Source organism: Enterococcus infantis, assembly GCF_049166715.1.
In the GTDB taxonomy this organism is placed as follows: domain Bacteria; phylum Bacillota; class Bacilli; order Lactobacillales; family Enterococcaceae; genus Enterococcus_C; species Enterococcus_C leclercqii.
On record NZ_JBMHFB010000003.1, the window covers coordinates 265,495 to 286,497 of the forward strand.

General features: G+C 45.9%; 22 protein-coding genes. 20 read left to right on the top strand and 2 right to left on the bottom strand.

Annotated features, from left to right (window positions below):
- The first annotated feature begins 69 nt into the window (after window positions 1-69).
- The 5 genes from ACOMA8_RS05165 to ACOMA8_RS05185 all read left to right on the top strand — a co-directional run bounded on the left by ACOMA8_RS05165 (window position 70) and on the right by ACOMA8_RS05185 (window position 5,010).
- Window positions 70-1,239 (top strand): class C sortase, encoded by a 1,170-nt coding sequence (locus ACOMA8_RS05165; protein WP_421369079.1) that lies wholly within the window; start codon window positions 70-72, stop codon window positions 1,237-1,239.
- Window positions 1,236-2,420 carry a class C sortase gene (locus ACOMA8_RS05170; protein WP_421369081.1) on the top strand — a complete coding sequence of 395 codons (1,185 nt, stop codon included), beginning with the start codon at window positions 1,236-1,238 and terminating at the stop codon, window positions 2,418-2,420. The genes ACOMA8_RS05165 and ACOMA8_RS05170 overlap by 4 nt, the downstream gene beginning before the upstream one ends.
- A gap of 256 nt (window positions 2,421-2,676) precedes the next feature.
- Window positions 2,677-3,561 (top strand): ribosome small subunit-dependent GTPase A, encoded by an 885-nt coding sequence (gene rsgA, locus ACOMA8_RS05175; RefSeq protein ID WP_421369083.1) that lies wholly within the window; start codon window positions 2,677-2,679, stop codon window positions 3,559-3,561.
- Window positions 3,562-3,718: 157 nt separating this feature from the next.
- Window positions 3,719-4,372: a ribulose-phosphate 3-epimerase gene (gene rpe, locus ACOMA8_RS05180; protein WP_421369085.1), complete on the top strand. Its 654-nt coding sequence runs from the start codon at window positions 3,719-3,721 to the stop codon at window positions 4,370-4,372.
- Complete coding sequence (locus tag ACOMA8_RS05185; protein WP_421369087.1) at window positions 4,369-5,010, top strand: thiamine diphosphokinase; 642 nt, start codon at window positions 4,369-4,371, stop codon at window positions 5,008-5,010. Before rpe ends, ACOMA8_RS05185 begins: the two co-directional genes overlap by 4 nt.
- A gap of 208 nt (window positions 5,011-5,218) precedes the next feature.
- Here the strand turns inward: ACOMA8_RS05185 and ACOMA8_RS05190 are convergent, their stop codons facing one another.
- Window positions 5,219-6,706 carry a helix-turn-helix domain-containing protein gene (locus ACOMA8_RS05190; protein WP_421369089.1) on the bottom strand — a complete coding sequence of 496 codons (1,488 nt, stop codon included), beginning with the start codon at window positions 6,704-6,706 and terminating at the stop codon, window positions 5,219-5,221.
- A gap of 767 nt (window positions 6,707-7,473) precedes the next feature.
- Between ACOMA8_RS05190 and mreC the strand changes: the two genes are divergently transcribed.
- From mreC to ACOMA8_RS05260, 14 genes are all read left to right on the top strand, one after another.
- A complete protein-coding gene (gene mreC / locus ACOMA8_RS05195; RefSeq protein WP_421369091.1) occupies window positions 7,474-8,331 on the top strand; it encodes a rod shape-determining protein MreC in 858 nt (285 codons plus the stop codon).
- A gap of 1 nt (window position 8,332) precedes the next feature.
- Window positions 8,333-8,842 carry a rod shape-determining protein MreD gene (gene mreD, locus ACOMA8_RS05200; protein WP_421369094.1) on the top strand — a complete coding sequence of 170 codons (510 nt, stop codon included), beginning with the start codon at window positions 8,333-8,335 and terminating at the stop codon, window positions 8,840-8,842.
- A 239-nt stretch (window positions 8,843-9,081) separates the two neighbouring features.
- The gene (locus ACOMA8_RS05205) at window positions 9,082-10,113 is read left to right on the top strand and encodes a phosphate/phosphite/phosphonate ABC transporter substrate-binding protein (protein WP_421369095.1); all 1,032 of its coding nucleotides are present in this window, start codon (window positions 9,082-9,084) and stop codon (window positions 10,111-10,113) included.
- Window positions 10,114-10,127: 14 nt separating this feature from the next.
- Window positions 10,128-10,877 carry a phosphonate ABC transporter ATP-binding protein gene (gene phnC, locus ACOMA8_RS05210; RefSeq protein ID WP_421369178.1) on the top strand — a complete coding sequence of 250 codons (750 nt, stop codon included), beginning with the start codon at window positions 10,128-10,130 and terminating at the stop codon, window positions 10,875-10,877.
- Between the two features lie 7 nt (window positions 10,878-10,884).
- Window positions 10,885-11,682 (top strand): phosphate/phosphonate ABC transporter permease, encoded by a 798-nt coding sequence (locus ACOMA8_RS05215; protein WP_421369180.1) that lies wholly within the window; start codon window positions 10,885-10,887, stop codon window positions 11,680-11,682.
- Window positions 11,683-12,567: a PhnE/PtxC family ABC transporter permease gene (locus ACOMA8_RS05220; RefSeq protein WP_421369097.1), complete on the top strand. Its 885-nt coding sequence runs from the start codon at window positions 11,683-11,685 to the stop codon at window positions 12,565-12,567.
- A 61-nt stretch (window positions 12,568-12,628) separates the two neighbouring features.
- A complete protein-coding gene (gene phnG, locus ACOMA8_RS05225; RefSeq protein ID WP_421369100.1) occupies window positions 12,629-13,060 on the top strand; it encodes a phosphonate C-P lyase system protein PhnG in 432 nt (143 codons plus the stop codon).
- Window positions 13,057-13,632 (top strand): phosphonate C-P lyase system protein PhnH, encoded by a 576-nt coding sequence (gene phnH, locus ACOMA8_RS05230; protein ID WP_421369102.1) that lies wholly within the window; start codon window positions 13,057-13,059, stop codon window positions 13,630-13,632. Before phnG ends, phnH begins: the two co-directional genes overlap by 4 nt.
- A gap of 2 nt (window positions 13,633-13,634) precedes the next feature.
- Complete coding sequence (locus ACOMA8_RS05235; RefSeq protein ID WP_421369105.1) at window positions 13,635-14,741, top strand: carbon-phosphorus lyase complex subunit PhnI; 1,107 nt, start codon at window positions 13,635-13,637, stop codon at window positions 14,739-14,741.
- Window positions 14,734-15,576 carry an alpha-D-ribose 1-methylphosphonate 5-phosphate C-P-lyase PhnJ gene (locus ACOMA8_RS05240; RefSeq protein WP_421369108.1) on the top strand — a complete coding sequence of 281 codons (843 nt, stop codon included), beginning with the start codon at window positions 14,734-14,736 and terminating at the stop codon, window positions 15,574-15,576. The genes ACOMA8_RS05235 and ACOMA8_RS05240 overlap by 8 nt, the downstream gene beginning before the upstream one ends.
- Entirely contained in the window at window positions 15,566-16,432 is an 867-nt protein-coding gene (locus tag ACOMA8_RS05245) for an ATP-binding cassette domain-containing protein (protein ID WP_421369111.1), read from the top strand. The genes ACOMA8_RS05240 and ACOMA8_RS05245 overlap by 11 nt, the downstream gene beginning before the upstream one ends.
- A 15-nt stretch (window positions 16,433-16,447) precedes the next feature.
- Window positions 16,448-17,629: an alpha-D-ribose 1-methylphosphonate 5-triphosphate diphosphatase gene (locus ACOMA8_RS05250; RefSeq protein ID WP_421369115.1), complete on the top strand. Its 1,182-nt coding sequence runs from the start codon at window positions 16,448-16,450 to the stop codon at window positions 17,627-17,629.
- Window positions 17,607-18,356 carry a phosphonate C-P lyase system protein PhnL gene (locus ACOMA8_RS05255; protein ID WP_421369118.1) on the top strand — a complete coding sequence of 250 codons (750 nt, stop codon included), beginning with the start codon at window positions 17,607-17,609 and terminating at the stop codon, window positions 18,354-18,356. Before ACOMA8_RS05250 ends, ACOMA8_RS05255 begins: the two co-directional genes overlap by 23 nt.
- 18 nt (window positions 18,357-18,374) lie before the next feature.
- Complete coding sequence (locus tag ACOMA8_RS05260) at window positions 18,375-19,220, top strand: PHP domain-containing protein (RefSeq protein ID WP_421369121.1); 846 nt, start codon at window positions 18,375-18,377, stop codon at window positions 19,218-19,220.
- Here ACOMA8_RS05260 and ACOMA8_RS05265 read toward each other — a convergent pair.
- Window positions 19,217-19,375 carry a hypothetical protein gene (locus ACOMA8_RS05265; RefSeq protein ID WP_421369124.1) on the bottom strand — a complete coding sequence of 53 codons (159 nt, stop codon included), beginning with the start codon at window positions 19,373-19,375 and terminating at the stop codon, window positions 19,217-19,219. The two genes, ACOMA8_RS05260 and ACOMA8_RS05265, sit on opposite strands and share 4 nt — an antisense overlap.
- Window positions 19,376-19,514: 139 nt before the next feature.
- Between ACOMA8_RS05265 and ACOMA8_RS05270 the strand changes: the two genes are divergently transcribed.
- Window positions 19,515-20,927: a C40 family peptidase gene (locus tag ACOMA8_RS05270; protein ID WP_421369127.1), complete on the top strand. Its 1,413-nt coding sequence runs from the start codon at window positions 19,515-19,517 to the stop codon at window positions 20,925-20,927.
- Window positions 20,928-21,003: the final 76 nt, after the last annotated feature.

Consider the following 21,003-nt stretch of genomic DNA (forward strand, 5'->3'; position numbering starts at 1 on the left):
TAGGGAAACTTCAAAATGAAGTTTCCCTTCTTTACATAGTATGGGAAAATGGAAAGGGGGAAGGCACTGATGAAAAAAGAGGATAAGATTAACTTCGGCTTGAAAGTATTGATGGCGCTTCTATTTTTAACGGGGGCGGCGGTGTTTTCCTACCCTTTTGTGGTGGATGCATTGAATAATTTTGTCGATCAGCAAATGATTGCCAAATATCAGCGGGAAGCGAATGAGCGGAATGAGGCACAGCGAGAAAAATTAATCAGCGAAATGGCAGAAAAAAATGCAGCCATGACGCGAAAAACGAATATTCCTGGAATGGGTTTGGTAGAAGATCCGTTTGAAGATGCTATTAAAGGAGCAGGTAATCCAGGTCGTGAGTATTATGAAGAACATACTTTGGGGGCATTATATATTCCGGCAATCAATGTGAGCTTGCCTCTATTTGATGAGACCAATGATATTCTGCTGCAACGGGGGGCGACCCTTCTGCAAGGAACCTCCTATCCTATTGGTGGTGAGGATAGTCATTCTGTAATTACGGGGCATACTGGACTATCAGACAAAAAACTGTTTACAGATCTCAATAAGCTTGAAAAAGGGGACTATTTCTATATAGATGTTTTAGGTGAGAAACTAGCCTATCAGGTAGAATCCTTCAAAACGGTATTGCCCACCGAAATCGACTCACTAGTAATTCAGCCGGGAAAAGATTTGGTGACGTTACTGACATGTACACCTTACATGGTGAATACTCATCGACTCTTGGTGACGGGTGTTCGAATTCCTTATCAAGAAAAAATGGAAAAATCTATAAAGAAAGCGCAAAATTATCATACGTATCGGCTAATCCTGCTAGCTACAGCAGTTTTTGTATTTTTAGTCTTGTTCTTTTATTGGATTTGGCGAAAAGTGGTCGCTTATCAAGCTACAAAACGACACTATAATTTACGCTTTATGGTAACTACTACTACGCCAATCACTTTTTTATTAATGGACAAAAAAAGACAGCCCATTTTAGTAGATGGGCAGCCGCAGCAGGCAGTCACAGACGAAAATGGAGAGGTCTTGTTTCGAGATTTACCCGGTGGTTTTTATAAAGTGAAAGCAGAAGCTGCAGATATAAGTTTAATTAAAGCAAAGGTTTGGCATCTTAAAGATGGAGAATTTAAATTGTCAGGCAAAATGATACAGCGTCTGAAAAAACCAACGCGGTATATCTTAAAGCAAGGGGGAACGAAGTGAAAAAAAACACAAAACAGTTAATTAGGAAGCTTTTGATGATTTTCATTTTTTTCCTAGGAATTCTGATCACTTTTTATCCCTTCTATTCAGATGCGCTGAACAATTATTTGGATCAAGTCATGATTGCAAAATACCAGCGCGAAGCCACCGAGAAAAATGCGAAACAACGCTCGAAATTGGCTGCTGAAAATAAGGAACTAGAAGAACATGGCGGGAATCCTGGGGCAGACCCTTTTACCGAGGGAAAGGGTAGTTCAGCTGACAGTTCCTATTATAATGAACATTTGATTGGGACTATTAATCTTCCTGCGATTAATGTGGAGATTCCAGTTTTTGACACCACGAATGATAAGCTATTGGACCGAGGAGCGACTGTTTTACAGGGTACCTCATTTCCAATTGGTGGTGAAAGCACTCATTCAGTTATATCGGCACACCGTGGTTTACCTAATAAAATGTTATTCACTGATTTACCCGAGCTGAAAAAAGGTGATGTGTTCATTTTAGAAATTCTAGGTGAAAAGCTAGCGTATGAAGTGGATAAAATTACAGTAGTGGAACCTAATGAGACGGAAGAATTACGCATTGTTTCAGGAGAAGACTTGGTGACTTTATTGACTTGCACCCCTTATATGATCAATTCTCATCGACTGCTAGTAAGAGGTCATCGCGTTCCCTACACTGAAGAAGTGGCGGCTTCAGTTAAGAAGGGCGATCAGTGGCGTTTGTTAAAACAATGGCTGATTATTGGCGGGCTGTTCTTGTCATTGTTCGTACTATTGTATTTGCTGTATCGGTCTTGGATGACCTATCTTTTACGTCAACGCAAGATTGATTTGATTTTCTTTGTGCAAAATGCTGAACAACAACCCGTTGAGGGACTTGCCTTTACACTAGGTGATAAAAAAGGGCGTCCTTTAAAACGTGAACATCAAAATTATGTGGTAGTTTCAGATGAAAAGGGACAAGTTCGTTTTGAACAATTGCCTGGCGGTATGTATACTATTGAAGAAACGGGACATTTACACGAATACCAACCCCTCAAAACAATGCGTGGAGGATTGAAAAAACGTAAGCAACAAGAACCGATTTTCATACTCCCAACGTCATTCAATGCGGACCGGATTGAAAGAGCTAGCAATACGATGATACTTCGCTTACGTAAAGAGCAATCAAGCTGAACCTGATAGAAGGGGGATAAAGGATTGAGGATCAACATAGCGAATGCGTGGTGTCTATCATACAACTTTTATAGTCGTTTTTTTAAAGGCTAGTGTCTCCTTTTTATCCATTAAACTATGGTAAAATAAACGAGAATATCAACGTGGGCTATAGGAATATAGCCCTTTTTGAAAATGTTTTTTTAAGAGTGAATAGATAATTGTTGGTATGAGTGAATTGGGACAGACCCACACAACAAACGAAAGAAGGTGTCCCATGAAAGGACAGATCCGCAAAGCGCTGAGCGGTTTTTATTATATCGAGGCAGAAGGGCAGACTTGGCAGACTCGTGCCAGAGGGAATTTTCGGAACCGCAAGATCACGCCACTAGTCGGAGACCAGGTGATTTTTGAAAGCAGCAATCTGACAGACGGATACTTACTGGAGATTCAACCACGGAAGAATGAATTGGTGCGGCCGCCGGTAGCCAATGTCGATATCGGTGTGATTGTTATCAGTTTGATTGAGCCGGCCTTTTCTTATAACTTGTTGGATCGTTTTTTGGTAACTCTGGAGGACAAAGAGATTGAACCGGTGATTTATCTGAGTAAGCTGGACTTATTGCCGGATAATCAGCTGGCTGAAGAAATTCGGACAACTTACGAACAAATTGGCTATACGGTAATTGCTACTCGGGATATCGATGACGCCCGCCGACAGCTGTTTCGGCTTTTTGCAGAAGGCGTGACCGTCTTTATGGGACAATCGGGGGCTGGTAAATCGACACTTTTGAACAAGCTGGTGCCGGAGCTGGAGCTGGCGACTGGCGAGATTTCCGAGTCGTTAGGTCGCGGGAAGCATACCACGCGTCATGTGGAACTTTTGCCGGTTGCCGGTGGATTAGTGGCGGACACACCGGGCTTTTCTTCTATTGATTTTTTGGAGATTGAAGCTGGGCAGTTGCGGCACTTATTTCCAGAATTTGTCAGAGCTTCAGTTCACTGTAAATTTCGGGAGTGTATGCACTTGAAAGAGCCGGAGTGCGAAGTGAAACGACAAGTAGCAGCAGGCGAGATTGCTGAGAGCCGTTATGCGGACTACCAGCAGTTCATCGAGGAAATCGAAAAGCGCCGACCCGTTTATCGCAAGAAAAACAAATAACCTATTTGATACTGCAAAATGCAAGGAAGACAGTCCTGCCAAAGGGCTTCACTAGCGGGGACCTTGGGGAGTTTGTAGCATTTTCCAGTAGAGAATGTTAAAGTTTCACAGACAAAGGCATCATCAAAAATCAATTATCTGAAGCGGAGGAATCATCATGAAAATCGCACCATCTATTTTAAGCGCTGACTTTGCCAATCTGGCCCGAGATGTGAAACTGGTGGAAGAAAACGGGGCGGATTACATCCATGTAGATATCATGGACGGACATTTTGTACCGAACCTGACATTTGGTCCGAATGTCGTAGCGGCAATCCGGCCCCATACCAAATTGCCGTTGGACTGCCATTTGATGATTGAGCAGCCGGAGCTTTATGTAGATGCTTTTGCCAAAGCCGGAGCAGATATCATCAATGTTCATGTGGAAGCGACCCCACATATTCATCGTGTCTTGCAGATGATTGAGGCGGCTGGTGTTCGAGCTGGCGTGACAATCAATCCAGGCACGCCGGTATCAGCAATCCAGCATGTTTTGGGGATGGTCGATCTGGTGTTGGTGATGACGGTCAATCCAGGGTTCGGTGGACAGAAATTTATTCCTGAGGCTTTGGAAAAAGTGACCGAGTTGGCTGAATTACGAGATTTACAAGGTTATGGCTTTGAAATCGAGGTGGATGGTGGCGTGACCCACGAGACCATTGGCGTCTGTAAAGAAGCCGGCGCAGATGTTTTCGTAGCCGGTTCCTATATTTATGCTGCCGAAGATCCGGCTGGACGCATCGCTGCCTTGCGGGAGGTTTTAGATCAATGAAAACACTGATGGTCGCTGGGGGTCAGCCTGCCGACTGGCCAGCTTTGGCGCAGGATTACCAGCGCTATGTGGGAGTGGATCGGGGGTCTTTGTATCTGTTAGAAGCCGGCTTGCCACTGGATATGGCCGTCGGAGACTTCGATTCATTGCAGGAAAAAGAGCGTCAGCGGGTGTTTGCTGAAGCGGGGAGTGTCAGTCAATCGCCGGCGGAAAAAGATGACACCGACACCCAGCTAGCCTTGGAAAAAATCTTTGCGCTGGATCCAGCAGCAGAGGTAACGATTATTGGCGCTACCGGTGGTCGGCTGGATCATCTGTTGGCGAATCTGTGGCTGGGATTGGAGCCGCGCTTTCAACCGTTTTTGCGACAGTTTCGTTTGTTGGATCGGCAGAACAGTGTAAATTTTTACGGCCCGGGGACCTATCAGGTGCAGCCGGAAGCGGGAATGACTTACCTAGCTTTTTGTACTCTGACATCGGTAGCTGCCTTAACATTGACTGATGTAAAATATGAATTGAATCGTCAGCCGATGCCCCAACCAACTTCTTATGCCAGTAACGAATTTCTGCCGGGAATACCGGCAACCTTTAGTTTTACCAACGGCTTAATCGCCGTGATCCAAAGCCGCGATGCCTGATGAGGGTGTGGCGGCTTTTTTGTTTTTAGATAGGATACGACTACTGGCATAGTGCCTACGAATTTGAAAAAATAGGTTTGAGATAACCGGCTCTCAATGGGCGCAGCCTTGTTTCTTCCAACAGCTCCCAAAACAAACGAATAGTTTTCTCAACCACCTTATTGTTTCTAAAGTCAGTATCCTAGCGTCTAGAGTTTTTTTGTACAAATTAAGAATGGGACTTGGACTTGGGATCGTGGTGCGGGTAGTGAGAAACAAATCTAGGGCGCTTAATTGCCGGTTGTTTTTTTTGTGAGTTGTAACGTGTGCCAGTCTTCTTCTGAAAACATTTCTCTAAATGGAGGCTTTCTAAACGGGAACGAAGGTTGATAAAATCGTCTTGGATGTCGCGAAAGGTATATAAATAGCTAGGGCCATCATAGTTAGTAGGAAATAGATTTTTGTGTGCAGAAATCAATAAATCAATTTGCTCCGGGTGGTCTTCTGAATAGGGGATACATTCTATATAAGGGACTGCTTCTAAAAAAGCTTGTAGCGGAAGGGCCAAGATGAAATTATTCTCGTTAGTTACACTGACTTTTAGCTTTTTAGTTGCTAATTGTGTATTGAAGGTAGGGAGTAAAAAGTAGGCAAACAAACTAGCTAAATGGGGGCATATCGGCTTTAACCAATGAAACTCTTTTTTTTGAGCAACATCTCGAAAAAAACGATAACTGAAATTTTCAATCTCCCAAAAGGCCGGCGTTTCAGCTCGCAAGCTAGGTTCAAAAAACGTGTAGAGCAGAGAAGGCGTGTCTTTCAACAGATAGCTGAGATTAAAAGTGCCCATGATATTAGCTGCCAAGACGTCAAAATGCTCTGGTGTTCGCTGAGAAAAGAAGGTAGTCAATAGCTTGTCGCAAAAGCTATTGATAATCATTTGTGGTTGTGACTGTTGCTGCAGCCACTCGCGAAAGGCAGCGTATGACCGAGTATCTGTCCGAGTATAGATAGCACCGGTATACATCTGAAAGTAAAAAGCTAGTTCCTCAGCTGCAACAAGATCTGCTGGGGTCGTGCGAGCTAAATAAGTTGTGAATTCCAGATGATGAGCTCGGCGAACCTCATCACACAAAGGAAAGTCATCAGGGGTTAGATCAGATTTTGGGTAATATCCAGCTTTTCGTCGGAGTTCAGCAATCTGTAAAAACAAGACAATTTGGTTGCGAGTCCCATATGCCATATGCTCATCAAACGTATCAACTATGCTATCAATAAGTTGGGCGGGCGGTAGGTCCTTCAAAGATGGATTAGTTTTCAGGTCTGGCTTGATAGACCAAAATAATGTGCCTAAGAAATGTCGGATTGCGAGCTCGTTACCAGTGAGTTTTAGCTGGCTAATATTGAGTTTGAAGCGATAAGGGGCTAGTAATTCCTGTAAGTTTGATAATCTACGAAAAGCAGTGGCGCGACTTAAGAAGTTTTTCTGGCAAAAATCATCCAAATTGCTTTCAGGGCAGGTCAAGATGAAACTAAAAACACGGATGATTAGTGAGTTTTCTAGAAGAAATTGACGATAAACGGAATCGTTGGGCGAATCAGCAGGCAATAGTAGTGTTTCTTTGTCGTCCTGTAAAATTGGTATCACCTTACCTAAAATATTACTGAGGTCTGTTTCCAACTCAGTTATAATCATGGTCATTTTATTACTAGTCAACTTCAATGACTTCCGTAACTTTGTGAACGACAGCGAGGTGGTGCTTATTAGAAGTTGGTAGCTGTCGAGTTTCAAATGTTCAATATCGTCCAATAAACAATGAATCAACACAGGGACCACACCTTTCTTTACAGCTGATAGTGGGAATTATACTTGCTATATTCAATAAAAATTATTCATAAAAAATATTTTTTTAGTTTACTAAGATTATTTAAAAATAATTTATTTATATTATACTATCATATCCAACAAGTTTAAGTTAAGCAAAATGAGGTGAAGGTAGTGGTAGTTCAACTGTTTGCGGGGTGCTATTTTCAAAGAAGCCTCCTTTCTTAGAAAAAAATTAAGAGTCGGGGTCTGCCTTTTGTTTGCTGAAAATTAATGATAGAATGGAAACTGCAGTTTAAAGAGAATAATCCGTGCTGTGAAAAGGGTTTTCCGAGTATTGAAGAGACGCCTGCGATAGTTTTTGTCTGCTTCAACACTCACGAAAATAACACCCATTGCACAGGTAATCATTTGGCTTTGACAGGTAATCACTAAAAAGTCTGGGCTACTAGGATACAACAGTGGGTAGTGAGCTGCCTTGTTTTTGCTCTATGAGGACTGGGGTACATCTGATTGTCAATTGAGCGTAAAACCACGGCCAAAAACACTGGTTAATTGGCTGAAAGCAAGCCTTCATTTTACTTATACCTGTCGGGTTTTTCCGGTTGTTTTTTGCCGGCGGAATACCCGCAAGCACATTCATTATAGGAGTTGTCCCTGTGAAAAAATTCAATCCCAATAAAAATATAATTATCGCTTTGGTCATCGGTATCTTGGTAGTGACGGCGCTCAGTCTCAGTTTGGCCAAACGTTCTTCCGGCGGCAAGCCCAATATCGTGCAGTCGGTGGTCAATGACAGTGTCGCCATTATGGATAAAGTCGTGTCAGCGCCAGTGAAATTCGTAGAAAACGGTATCGACAGTGTGCGGGATCTGCTGGATACTTACAAAGAAAACGAACAACTAAAAGCCAAACTGGACGAGTACGACAATGCCGTTTTGCAAAATGCGAACAAAGATCGGGAAATCAAGAATTTGAAAGATGAGCTGGCCCTCAATGAAACACTTTCCGATTTTGATAAAGTCACGGCGAATGTTATCAGCCGCTCGCCGGATTCTTGGCAGGATATCCTGATTATCGACAAAGGCTCCAAAGACGGTTTGGAAAATAACATGGCCGTCCTCAGTCAAAAAGGACTGGTGGGCCGAGTGATCGAGGTTAATTTGGCTTCTTCAAAAGTGGAGCTGTTGACTTCTGCCAATCAAAGCTCCAACCACTTCCCGGTCCGCATTTCATCAAAATCCGGCGAGGCTTTCGGTATCCTGCGTAACTATGACGAAAAACTGGGGGCATTGGTGGTCGATCAGCTGACCGGCGATGCAGAATTAAAGGCCGGCGACATCGTACAGACATCCGGTCTGGGAGGCAACTCACCGGCAGATCTGCCAGTCGGGGAAGTCGTGGAAGCTAAGACCGACAAGTTTGGACTGGATAAAAATGTCTATGTGAAACCTTATGCGCAAATGTATGATCTCTCCGTGGTAACCGTGGTGGCCCGGGCAACAGGAGGGGAATAGCATGGCGGAAAAAAAATATCTGCCTTATTACGCTGCGCCGGTGTTGTTTTTGTTGATGTTGGTGGATACCCAGATCACCCGGTTGTTTGATACGGCCACTCAGCACGTCTATCTGGCCAATGCCCATCTGTTCTTGATTGCACTGATGGTGGGCTGTATGTCTTTATCAAAACGTTATATGCTAATTGCCGGTGTCGTTTTGGGGCTGCTCTTTGACTGTTATTATATCGGGGCTATCGGGATCTATACCGTCGCCATACCTTTTGCCGTTTGGATGATGTATCTGTTATCAGGTGTCTTATACCGCAATGTGTTCACCATGTTTTTTGGAACGGTGATTTTGGTAACGGCCTATGAGCTGTTGACGGTTTCCATCCAATTGTTATTCAATTTGACTACCGTCAGCTGGAACTTTTTCATCGCCCGCTTTTTAGGCCCGACGCTGTTGTTGAATCTGTTGTTGTTCGTAATCTTTGTTTTTCCCTTCAAGAAATTATTTGCTGCCAAATAAGTGCAGTTATCAAAAAAGAAAAGCAGTGAGAAGACTGAAAAGGTCTTTTCGCTGCTTTTTTGCGCGTGGTGAGAAAATGAAAACAAAGGATGAAAGGGGTGCGAAGATATTATTTGGTTTTCGGAAATTTACAAAAAACTGACAGAAAAAGCGGAATCTTTACGAGATAGACATTTTGAATTTACATGCAGCCCTTAGACTGACAGTGTTTCAAATAAAACAAAAGGAGTCACGCGTCCATGAAAAAAAACAAAAAGTTGTTGGGTGTCTATTCGGGGATTTTATTAGGAGCAGTCTTGCTACTGGGTGGTTGCGGCAGCGGAAATAAGGCAGCCGATACCGCCAAAGCTGCCACTGAGACAGAGCCAATCAAGGTCGCCTTTTATCCGAATGAATCTGCAGCAGAATTTGAAAAGTCCCGTACCGCCTTGAAAGAACTGATCGAAGAGGCGACGGATCGTAAAACCGAGATCGTCACGACCACCGATTACAATATTGTTGTGGAGTCTATTGCTAACGGGCAAGTAGACATGGCTTTTATGGGAGCAGAAGGCTATATCGAAGCCAATAAAAAAAATGACAAGGTACAACCAATCCTGACGACAGCGGGTCCCAGTGGAACGTTAGATGATGCTCTTTATTACAGTTTCTTAGCAGTCAGTGAAAAAAGCGGGGCAGACTATCAGAAAGGTGACAGCTATACCATCGACGGAATCAAAGGAAAAACGATGTCCTTTGTCTCCAACAGCTCCACTTCCGGCTTCAAAGTTCCAAGCAGTGAAATCGTCAAACAGTTTGGGCTAAAAGATGCTGATGAGTTGATTTTGGAAGGAAAGTTCTTTGATAAGGTGCTGTTCGGCGGTTCTCACCAAGGCTCAGCAGTCAACCTGTTGAAAGGGGATGCCGATGTTGCAGCCTTTATGAATATGCCGCAATACTTCGAAGTCGCAGAAGGAAAAGAAAATCAGACTGGAATGTTGTATCAGGTAAAAGCCGATGCGGCGGCACCGTTTGATTCAGTCCGTGGAGAAAAAGTCCGCGTCATCCAAGCGACACCGGTGTTGAATGCGCCGTTTGCTGCCAATACGGAAAAGCTGTCCGACGCAACAATCAAAAAAATTGTCACGAAACTCACCAGTCCTGAAGTGGCGGAAAATCCGGTCTTGTTTGCACCAAAAGGCGGGGATCAAATCGGATTGTTCACTAAGGGAGACAAAGAGTGTTTCATCGAAGTGACGGATAGTTTTTATGATCCAATCCGGAATTTGTGAGGAGTAAAAATATGCTGTTGGAAATAAACCAGATCTCAAAACAGTACAGTAATGGAAAAAAGGCCTTGACGGATGTCTCCTTTTCAGTAGAAAAAGGAGAATTCGTCTCCATCATCGGGCCATCGGGGGCCGGAAAGTCTACGATTTTACGCTGTATCAACCAGCTGATCAAAAATGACAGCGGCCAGATTCTCTTCAAAGGGACGGATCTGCAGCAACAGAACAAAAAGGGCATGCGGACTCAACGCCGCAGCATTGGCATGATTTTTCAACATTACAATCTGGTCAGCCGTAAGACCGCCGTGGAGAACGTGCTCCATGGGCGACTGGGTTATAAATCGACATTGGCCGGCTCGTTGGGTGTATACAGTGAAGCTGAGAAAAAGCGGGCCTTTCAGCTGTTGGATCAAGTCGGACTGGCGGAATTTGCTTACACTCGCTGCGATGAGCTCAGCGGTGGGCAGAAACAGCGGGTAGGAATTGCTCGTGCCTTGATGCAGGAGCCGGATTTGATCTTGTGCGACGAGCCTATTGCCTCGCTTGATCCTCGGGCTGCTAAAGTGGTCATGCAGTACTTGCGCAAGGTTACTAATGAGCAGGGAATCTCTTGTATCGTGAATCTGCATCAGGTGGATGTGGCCATCGCTTATTCGGATCGGATCATCGGTATCACGGCCGGAGAAGTGGCCTTTTCCGGCACACCAAGTGAGCTGGGTCAAGAGCAGATCACTCGGATTTATCAATCAGAAGAGTTACTGGTGTGAGAATATGATGGAGAAGAGTGTACAAACTGATTTTTTCAGAAAACAGAAATGGGGCTTCCTGCTATTGGCAGCCCTGCTTTTGGCTATCTATTTCGGAGCGGCGGGTTATGTGGAATTCGATCTTTGGCGATCTCTGCCGGCTATCCCGGAAAGCTTTGTTTGGCTGTTCAAAAATTTCGTACCGACAGAAACTTCCCTGGCCTATCTGCCCTTGATTGCAGAAAAACTTTTGGAAACAATTTTGATGGCGGTGGCGGCCACCATGAGTGCGACGGTGATGGCATTTTTGGTGGCGGTGCTGGGTTCACGGGAAATCGGACTGAATCCGCTGACTAAGGCATTTGGTCGAATTGTGGCCAGTTTCTTTCGTAATATTCCCATCGTTGTCTGGGGGATGATTTTACTCTTAAGCTTCAAGCAGAGCGAGTTGACGGGTTATTTGGCAATCACGTTTACGACATTCGGGTATTTAACCCGCTCCTTTATGGAAACCATCGACGAAGTGGCTGGCAGTACGATTGAAGCCTTGAAAGCTACCGGAGCGACGTACTTTCAGATTATTTTCCAGGGAGTTTTACCGATGGCGGCGGGCCAGTTGATCAGCTGGGTCTTGTTCTTGATCGAAAACAACATTCGTGATGCTACCTTGGTGGGGATCTTGACCGGTACCGGAATCGGTTTTTTATTCGATATGTATTACAAGAAATTCCAATATGACGTTGTCGGTCTGATCACCTTGTTGATTGTGATCGGTGTGGTCTTGCTGGAATTAATCTCAAATCAGCTCAGGAGGGTAATTTTGTAAATGGAAGCACAAAAACAGGAACCATTATTTATGGAATCAATCTATCCGGCCGAACACCACATGCGCCACACCCGGCAGCAGAAAATCCGGATCCGCGCTTGGAGTTTGAAAGGAGCACTGCCGCTGTTGGTGCTATTGCTTTTGGCGGGAATCACAGGGTATACGTTTTTGACGATGGATTATGGCAATGTGGTGTTGCAAGAAGGGGTCAGTCAATTTTTCGGTGATCTGAAGCAGGTTTTTTTTGAACCACGACTTTCCGGACGCTTTACCTGGGGTACCTTGCTCCAGGCATTGGGAGTAACGATTGCGCTGTCGATTTTGACAACCATTTTAGGTGGCGGAGTCGCATTGCTGCTGAGTTTATGGACGGCTCGTAATCTAGGAAGTCGTGGCAGTTCGACAGTTATTCGAGTAGTGATGTCGTTTACTCGGGCTGTTCCGACAATCTTATGGGTACTAATCTTTGCGGTCTTGATTGGTTTGGGGCCGAATGCGGCTGTTTTGGGGATGACTTTTCACACGGTGGCCTATTTGACCAAAGTCTATTCCGAAAGTATCGAAGAAATCGACGACGGAGTGATTGAAGCCCTGAAAGCCGGTGGCGCAACCTGGTGGCAGATCATCTTTCAGGCAGTCCTTCCTACTTGTATCACAGCACTGTTGTCTTGGACCTTTATCCGTTTTGAGATCAATTTTACCAATGCGGTGGCAGTAGGTGCTGCGGCGGGTGCCGGTGGGTTAGGCTTTCAATTAGCCATGGCCAGCTCCTTTTACTTCGACTTCCGTGAGATTGGCGTGATGGTCTATCTGGTACTGGGCGTAGCGGCGATTTTGGAGATGATCTCGATCCGATTACGATCAAAATACGTGACACGCACATAGCAACAAAGCCATGGAGGGCTTTTTACGAAACATATGAGAATTGACAAAGGAGTTTTTCAGCATGCAGAGAAACAGAAGAACACGGATTTTAGTGGAGGATCAGACAGACTTGGCCTTGCAACTGGCGCAAGAAGCTGATGGGTTATTTCCGGTTGTAGTCAGAGAACCGGCACACCCGGGGTTAATGATGACCCGGGTAAGGGAATCTGCACAAAATACCCTCTTTTATTTAGGGGAGGTCCTAGTCACTCGCGCTCGTGTATCCATAAATGAGCAAAGCGGTCTGGGACTGCTGCAAGGGGAAGAAAGGGAAAAGGCGCTGGCGTTGGCAGTAATTGATGCTGCTTATCCTTTGCTGCCGGATGAAAAAAAAGCGAGCTGGGATGCCTTGTTGCAGACTGCCGAAGAACAGATTCAGCTGCAGCAGACGATTCGACACAAACAGGCTGCAGGAACGAAGGTTTCCTTTGATACGATGGAGGTCGAGCAATGATGCTGGTACATGAGACACAAGCATTATTCAGAAAACTGGTTCATGGGTTTTCCTATGCCGGAGAGACGGTGATCCTGCCTAACGTTGCAGAGACTGTCGGCTTAGATGAGCGGTTGTATCTGACCGCTGCTACACTGTTGGATCAGGAAGTCAGTTTCGCTACGCTCGGTTTTGACTCACTGCAGGGACAGCGACTGGCGCAAGAATTTCGCAGCCGTCAAGTCCCCACATCACGGGCGGATTTTGTATTTCTAAAACTGCCTGCCGCCGATTCGGCAGATGAGCTGAGTCGGTTAAAAGTCGGCGATCTGGTGGACCCGCAGAAATCTGCAACTATAATCGCAGTTTACGACGAACCGACCGCCGACGACGAAGCACGCCGCTTCTTATTGCAAGGTCCCGGGATTCCGGCTGTGCTGGAAAAGGCATTTTCGGTGGCGGTGGCGGAGCTTTTGGCGATTCGCAATGAACTGAATAAGGAGTATCCTCTGGGAATCGATGTGATATTGATAAACGAAAAACAACGGGCGGTTTGTATCCCCCGCACGACTGTGATAAAGGAAGTGGACTAGCGATGGCATACGTAGCGGTTAAAGGCGGTCAGTTGGCCATTGATGAAAGTTTAAAACTGCTGGAATATAAAAAAATTGAGGACGGGGATTTGCTTCAAATTGAAGGAATCGCGGCCAATATGAAATTGCTGGTAGACCAGGTCATGAGTGAGGCCTCCTTGTATGCCCCAAAGCTGGCAGCCAGAGCTCTTTGGCAGGCAGAAGGTTCCGTAGAAGAGGCAGTTTTCTTGCTGCGGGCCTACCGTTCCACCTTGGAGCGACTGGGGGATACCGAAGTGGTAGATACGGCCAAAGCAATGTTTGTCGAGCGCCGTATCTCAGCGGCTTTCAAAGATATTCCCGGTGGTCAGATGCTGGGGGCAACCTATGACTACCTGCATCGGTTGATCGATTTCTCCGATTCTGAAACGCATGAGAAAAAGACAGCCGAATTGATGGCCGCCTTTCAAAAAAAAGCAGCTGCTGTGACGGAGGGCCAGCCATTGCCGGATTATCAAAAGGTATCCCAATACCTCCGCGGTCAAGGAGTGTTGGAGGCAATCTCGGAAAACAATGAAGCACCGGAGGATATCACCAAAAAAATCTTGGAATTTCCTACCAAACGCTCAGAACGGTTGCAAAGTCTAACCCGGGGGATGTCTCAAGCACTGATGGCACTGGCCTACGCCATCATTAGGGGGTACGGTGCAACCCACCCGACTGTCGGTGAGTTGCGAGTCGGTGACGTGGGATTGTCTTATGCAGATCCCGCCACGGAGTCTTCACCTGAAGAGTGCTATTACATCGGTTCAATCCAAGTCACCGAAGCGGAAATGTTCATCCCGGTGGCAGTTAAAAAAGAAGGGCGTGACATGATGGAGATCGAAATCGGCTACGGCATGGTTTACGGACGCAATGAGACCAAGGCAATCTCGATGGGTATTTTGGATCACAGTCTAGAGGTAGGCGATAAGGAAGTGCCGACCGGTGACGAGGAGTTTGTCTTGTATCACATTGACAGCATTGAAGCGACCGGCTTTTTATCCCACTTGAAGCTGCCCCATTACGTAACATTCCAGTCAAAATTGGACAGTATCCGCAAGACCCGGGAGGAAATGACCCATGCATGAGACCGACTATAATTTTGCTTTTTTTGATGAAGGCTCTAAGCGGGAAATCCGCCGGGCAATTTTGAAGGGGATTGCTATCCCCGGCTATCAGGTGCCTTTTGGTTCTCGTGAAATGCCAATTGGACGGGGGTGGGGGACCGGTGGACTGCAGGTCACATTGTCTCTGGTAGGAGTGGATGACTGTTTGAAAGTCATCGACCAAGGCAGCGATGAAAGTGTCAATGCCGTCAATATCAAAAAGCTGGTAGAAAAAACGACGGGGGTTGCCATTACCAGTGATACTGCCGAAGCTTCCTTGATTCAGTCGCGCCACCGGATTCCGGAAAAGTCGCTGACAAAGGAGCAAATTCTGGTGTTGCAGGTGCCGGTCTGTGAGCCGCTGCGAGAATATGAACCCAGTGAATACAAAACCAAACGTCTCCATGCGGACAAAGAATACACCGGGTCTTGGCTGTTATTGTTTGATCAAATTATGCGTTACGGAGTGACTACGACTGGTGCTGAACACCCGGTAATCGTCAATGATCGCTATTTGATGACCCCTTCGCCGATTCCCCGCTTTGATAATCCTAAAATGACCCACAGTGACGCCTTGATCCTTCTGGGAGCCGGGCGGGAGAAAAAAATCTTCGCAGTACCACCGTATACCAAGGTCAAATCCATTGATTTTGAAGACCGACCGTTTGAGGTGGAAGATTTCTCTCAAATAATCTGTCGTCTTTGCGGCGCAAGTGGTGTCTTCATGGACGAACTCTTTGATGAAAACGGGAACGTGCTTCATCAGTGCAACGACACCAGCTTTTGCAATGAAAGGAGAAATCGCCATGATGCGTGAACATGACCTGAAAAAAGCAACTGGAGCACCGATCCTGACCATCGATCATTTGGATAAACAATACGGGAAGGGCTGTCCGATATGCGCTGATCCGGCCAACCGCCAACTTGAAAAAAATTACTGTCCGACCTGCGGGACAGTCTACGCTTGTCAAGATATTTCCATGTCGGTTTATAAAGGTGAAATCATCGGAATCGTGGGTGAATCCGGCTCGGGCAAATCCACGCTGATGAAATGTTTGTACTTCGATGAGGAGCCTACTAATGGCGACTTCCATTTCGTACGCCAGACAGAGGATAACGGCAACCTGTTTCAGCTATCCTCACAACAAAAACGCAGCTTACGTAACGAATGCTTCGGTATGGTGTATCAAAATCCGTACCTGGGCTTGAAAATGGACATTTCAGCTATTGCCAATGTGGCTGAAAAGATGATCGCCGGCGGAAATCGAAACGTAGCAGAAATGACGGCAGTCGGAGGGGCTTTTCTGGAAGAGGTAAATATTCCTCGTTTTCGAATGAAAGAAGTCCCTAAGAATTTCTCCGGCGGGATGCAACAGCGGGTCCAAATCGCCAAAGCTTTGTCCACTAATCCGCCGATTCTCTTTTTGGATGAGGTCACAACAGGGTTGGATCTTTCAGTACAAGCAGTGGTTTTGGACATCATTAAACGAATCCAGCAGACCCACCAAATCAGTATGTTGGTAGTTTCCCATGATCTGGGAGTCATTCGCATGCTGGCCCAACGTACGTATGTGCTGCTGAATGGGCAAGTGATTGAGAGCGGTTTGACGGATCAGATTTTAGAAGATCCGCAACATCCCTACACTCAACAGTTGGTTTACTCATTGCTATAAGAAAGGGGCACGCTCATGTATATCATCACCAACGGTACCATCGTGACATCGGAGGAACTGCTGACACATCACGCACTCGTGATTGAAAATGACACCATCCAAGCGATTCTCCCAAATAAGAAAATATCTGAGATTCCGTTTGGCACACGAATCATCGATGCACGGGGTGGCTGGATTATGCCGGGTTTCATTGATATTCATTCCGACTACATTGAAAGCATTGCTTCACCTCGTCCAACCTCACTGATGGATTTCGAACTGTCGCTATATGAAGCCGAACGGGAGCTGTTGATCCATGGTATCACAACGATGTATCATTCCTTGAGTTTATTAGGACAAGAAGTTTTTGGTGAAAAGCAGATTCGGCTCAGTGAAAATGTCATCAAGCTGCTGGAACTCATCAGTGACAGCAATCAAAAAGAGCATTTGATTCACCATCGGATGCACTTGCGTTATGAAATCGACAACTTCCACCAATATGAGTTGGTTAAGTTTTTGATTGAAAGCGGCAAAGTCCATCTGCTCTCATTTATGGATCATACTCCCGGTCAGGGACAGTACCGGGATTTGGAAACGTACCGCTTGATCGTTGCCGGCTATCAGGATGGACCGGTGGCTTCCGCCGAAGAATTGTATCAAGAAGGGATTGCAAAAGAAAAATTGAGCATGCAGGATTTGCGAGTGTTGGCTCAGACCGCAACAAATCACAGAATTCCCCTGGCTTCTCATGACGATGACACCGTCGAAAAGCTTAGTGTTGTACGGGAATTAGGCAGTTGTATCTCTGAATTTCCCATCACAAAAGAAGTTGCACGGGCTGCAGTGGAACAAGGGTTATACACCGTGGGCGGCGCGCCGAATGTCCTTTTGGGACGATCCCATTCCGGTAATCTTTCGGTTCTGGAAGCGATTCAAGACGACAGCATCAGCGTCTTATGCAGTGATTATTATCCACCGTCCATGTTGCATGCAGTGTTCAAATTATGGCGGGAAGGGCATCTGTCATTGGTGAATGCCGTGCGTCTGGTGACCTTGCACCCAGCGGAAGCGGTGGCCATCGATGACACGACCGGCAGCCTGACTTGCGGCAAGACAGCTGATGTCATCATTGTAAACTATGCCGGTAATCAGGTACCGGTAGTTACTCATACCTTCGCAAAAGGAGTCTTAATCAATGAAACCACCTATCGAAACTAGCGTAGAGAGAATCGCTGAGACGACTGCTACGACAGAGAGGCCACTAATCCGGTTGGAAGAGGTCTCGAAAACCTTTACCCTTCACAATGTAAATAAGCAGGTCGTTGGCTGCCGTGATATCAGTTTTGACGTAGCAAAAGGTGCATTTGTCGGCATCACCGGTAAAAGCGGCAGTGGTAAAACGACGATCCTGCGCTGCATTTACCGGACGAATCTTCCTCAAAGCGGCACCATTCTTTACGATTCATCGCTTTTCGGTAGAGTCGATTTGGCAACGATTGATGAGCGGAAAATGTGTTTGATTCGGGACTATGAAATCGGCTACGTTTCCCAATTTTTGCAAAGTCTGCCACGGGTGACGGCCTATGATATCGTCTATCGTTCAGCATTAGAGACCTGCGAACCCAGGGTGGCTAAGGTGGAGACCGAACGACTGCTGCACCATTTTGAAATCAAAGAAGAGTTGTGGGACCTATTTCCCAATACGTTTTCCGGTGGTGAAAAACTGCGCCTGAATATTGCCAAAGCCATGGTCAAAAAACCGGAGCTGCTGCTGTTGGATGAACCGACTGCTTCATTAGATCAACACTCAAAAGAGAAGGTGCGGGACTTGATTGAGCAGTTGAAAAACGTCGGGACCACGATGATCGGGATTTTTCATGATCTGGAATTTATGGACAAGCTGTGCGATCAGGAATTCAATATCCAACAAGGCTCATTTGTATAAAAAAAGGAGAGATATACGATGAAAGCTGATCTGCATGTACACAGTTATTATTCTGACGGGACCTGTTCTCCGCAAGAGATCCTGCGATTGGCGCGGCAAAAAAAGATTACTGATCTTGGTATCGTTGATCACGACTCCTTTGCCGGCTTGGATGAATTCAAACGTCTTTTTGATCCCTCGCCGATCAATTTGATCGAAGGAATTGAGATCAGCGCTTATGATTTTAAACGGAGACGCAAGGTTCATATTTTAGGCTACAACATCGTCAATCGGACCTATGTCGAGCAGTTGTGCCGGCCCCTTTTGAAGCGCCGACACCAGAATACCTTGGCCCAGCTGGAAAAGATTCGGCAGGCGGGCTACCAAATTGATGAAGACCAGGTCCTGCACTATGCCCGACACAGCGGTACAGCCTATAAGCAGCACATCATGGATGCCCTGATTGCCGCCGGTTATGAGCAGACGGTTTACGGACCGCTTTATACCCGGTTGTTCAAAAATGGCGGTGTGGCACAGATGGATATCAAATACGTCGATGCTCGTGATGCCGTGGCAGCCATCAAACTAGGCGGTGGTATGGCAGTAGTGGCCCATCCCGGTCAGCTGAACAGTTACGAGATTATTGGTGAACTGGTGGAAGAGGGGTTGGATGGAATTGAAAAGTATCACCCTGATCACACCAAAAAAGATGAAGCTAAGGTACAGCAACTCATGGACCTCTATGGAATGGAAAGCTTTGGCGGCTCGGATTTTCATGGAGGACATGGACCGGATCATTTTGGTACCTGTGTCATCACCAATGTCCGGGAGTTTTCAGATCGCCTGTATCAAAGTCCGGTGGAATCCACAATCTTGTTTAATTAAGCTGAAGCGCGCCAGAGAATCAGCGAGAAAAGTTCAATCCAAATACCAGTAAAAAGCGGCAGCAGACGAAAAATCCGCAGGTCGCTTTTTTGCGACTTCTCTTGATACTGGCGTTTCTTTTCAGAGGCAGCCTGGAGCAGTCGTATTTGAAACATATCTGTAACACTCTCCTTACAAGGCTGACATATCTCTATGGTACAATTCTATTTGTTAAAAAAGCTTTAAGCACTGGCTGTTTGAAGTGTCACAGACGAAGAAGTCATTCGTACTATAAGCCATTCGGAGGAGAACAACGTGAAGAAACGTGGATTATCAGCACTGTTGGTATGTTCATTGTTATTAACTGCAGTCGCTGCACCGACAGTCGCCGCAGCGGACGAGTTCGATAACCAAATCAAACAACAAGATCAAAAAATCAGCAGCTTGAAGGGTCAGCAGGCTGACGCACAAGCGCAAATCGATAGCCTGGAAGGCGAAGTTTCCACCATCACAGAAAAAGCGAACAAGCTCGTGAAGGAACAGGAAAAACTCGTTAAAGAGCAGGACAAATTGCAAAAAGAAATTATTGACTTGGAAAAACGAATTGCCAAGCGGGAAGAAAAAATTCAAAACCAAGCCCGTGACGTACAAGTTAACGGTAACAATACTTCTTATTTGTCAGCTGTATTAAATGCGGAATCAATCTCAGATGCGATTGGTAAAGTAACAGCCATGACGACCATCGTCAATGCCAACAACGAATTGGTCACTCAACAAAAAGAAGATAAAAAAGCGGTTGAGGACAAAACAGCCGATAACGCTAAGAAACAAAAACAGCTGAATGAAAACCAAGCTGAACTGGAAAAACAGAAATCAGTTATCACTGAAAAACAAGCAGACCTGAACTTGATGAAAGCAGACTTAGCTTTGGAACAAAACCAAGCGGAAAACAAAAAAGCAGGTTTGGTACAAGCCAAAGAAGCTGCCGAAGCTGAAAAAGCGCGTATCGCCGAAGAAAAACGCTTGGCAGAAGTTGCTCAGCGACAAGCGACAGAACGGGCTGCACAGCAACAAAGAGAACAACAACAAGCTGTTGAATCCGGCAACACGCCAACTGCCGAAACAACGGCACCATCTTCAGAGTCAGAAACAACGCCATCAACAACCCCAAGCAACACAGGTAACGACAATGGCGGCAATGCTGGTAGTACTGGTAATACTGGCAATAAAAATGGTGGCAATACTGGTGGGAGCACCGGCGGCAGCACGGAAACACCCGCGCCAACCCCTACCCCAGAACCAACACCAACTCCTGAACCTACGCCGACACCAACACCTGAACAGCCAAGCACTGGCGGTTCTACCGGCAGCAGTACAGCCGGTGATCTAATTGCTACTGCGAAGAAGTATATCGGTGTTCCTTATGTTTGGGGCGGATCTGACCCAAGTGGATTTGACTGTTCCGGTTTTACTTCTTATGTATACCGGGAAGCTTACGGTCGAGAAATCGGTCGCACAACTACGCAACAAGAAGGTAATGGTTCAATCATCAGCACCTCTCAAGCCAAAGCTGGCGACTTGCTGTTTAGAGGAACTCCTGGATCTTCTTATCACGTTGCTATTGCCTTGGGTGGCGGCATGTTCATCCATGCGCCAAGTCCTGGTGGCTCAGTTCGGATCCAAGCTGAATCTGTTTGGTACTCATTCGACTTTGCTGTATCAATGTAATTGAAGCCGCGCGGAACTAGCTCGAAGTGCGGATTATAATCTTATAATTAGAAATGATTGGCCCGAAATCTTGAGA

Bases quoted from the DNA above. Each gene is read 5' to 3' on its own strand.
- ACOMA8_RS05215 (WP_421369180.1), top strand. From the start codon at position 10,885: ATGGAGAAGAGTGTACAAACTGATTTTTTCAGAAAACAGAAATGGGGC.
- ACOMA8_RS05220 (WP_421369097.1), top strand. From the start codon at position 11,683: ATGGAAGCACAAAAACAGGAACCATTATTTATGGAATCAATCTATCCG.
- ACOMA8_RS05255 (WP_421369118.1), top strand. From the start codon at position 17,607: ATGAAACCACCTATCGAAACTAGCGTAGAGAGAATCGCTGAGACGACT.
- ACOMA8_RS05240 (WP_421369108.1), top strand. From the start codon at position 14,734: ATGCATGAGACCGACTATAATTTTGCTTTTTTTGATGAAGGCTCTAAG.
- phnH (WP_421369102.1), top strand. From the start codon at position 13,057: ATGATGCTGGTACATGAGACACAAGCATTATTCAGAAAACTGGTTCAT.
- ACOMA8_RS05250 (WP_421369115.1), top strand. From the start codon at position 16,448: ATGTATATCATCACCAACGGTACCATCGTGACATCGGAGGAACTGCTG.
- ACOMA8_RS05260 (WP_421369121.1), top strand. From the start codon at position 18,375: ATGAAAGCTGATCTGCATGTACACAGTTATTATTCTGACGGGACCTGT.
- mreD (WP_421369094.1), top strand. From the start codon at position 8,333: ATGGCGGAAAAAAAATATCTGCCTTATTACGCTGCGCCGGTGTTGTTT.
- ACOMA8_RS05235 (WP_421369105.1), top strand. From the start codon at position 13,635: ATGGCATACGTAGCGGTTAAAGGCGGTCAGTTGGCCATTGATGAAAGT.
- ACOMA8_RS05165 (WP_421369079.1), top strand. From the start codon at position 70: ATGAAAAAAGAGGATAAGATTAACTTCGGCTTGAAAGTATTGATGGCG.
- ACOMA8_RS05265 (WP_421369124.1), bottom strand. From the start codon at position 19,375: ATGTTTCAAATACGACTGCTCCAGGCTGCCTCTGAAAAGAAACGCCAG.
- rpe (WP_421369085.1), top strand. From the start codon at position 3,719: ATGAAAATCGCACCATCTATTTTAAGCGCTGACTTTGCCAATCTGGCC.
- ACOMA8_RS05245 (WP_421369111.1), top strand. From the start codon at position 15,566: ATGATGCGTGAACATGACCTGAAAAAAGCAACTGGAGCACCGATCCTG.
- ACOMA8_RS05205 (WP_421369095.1), top strand. From the start codon at position 9,082: ATGAAAAAAAACAAAAAGTTGTTGGGTGTCTATTCGGGGATTTTATTA.
- rsgA (WP_421369083.1), top strand. From the start codon at position 2,677: ATGAAAGGACAGATCCGCAAAGCGCTGAGCGGTTTTTATTATATCGAG.
- phnG (WP_421369100.1), top strand. From the start codon at position 12,629: ATGCAGAGAAACAGAAGAACACGGATTTTAGTGGAGGATCAGACAGAC.
- ACOMA8_RS05185 (WP_421369087.1), top strand. From the start codon at position 4,369: ATGAAAACACTGATGGTCGCTGGGGGTCAGCCTGCCGACTGGCCAGCT.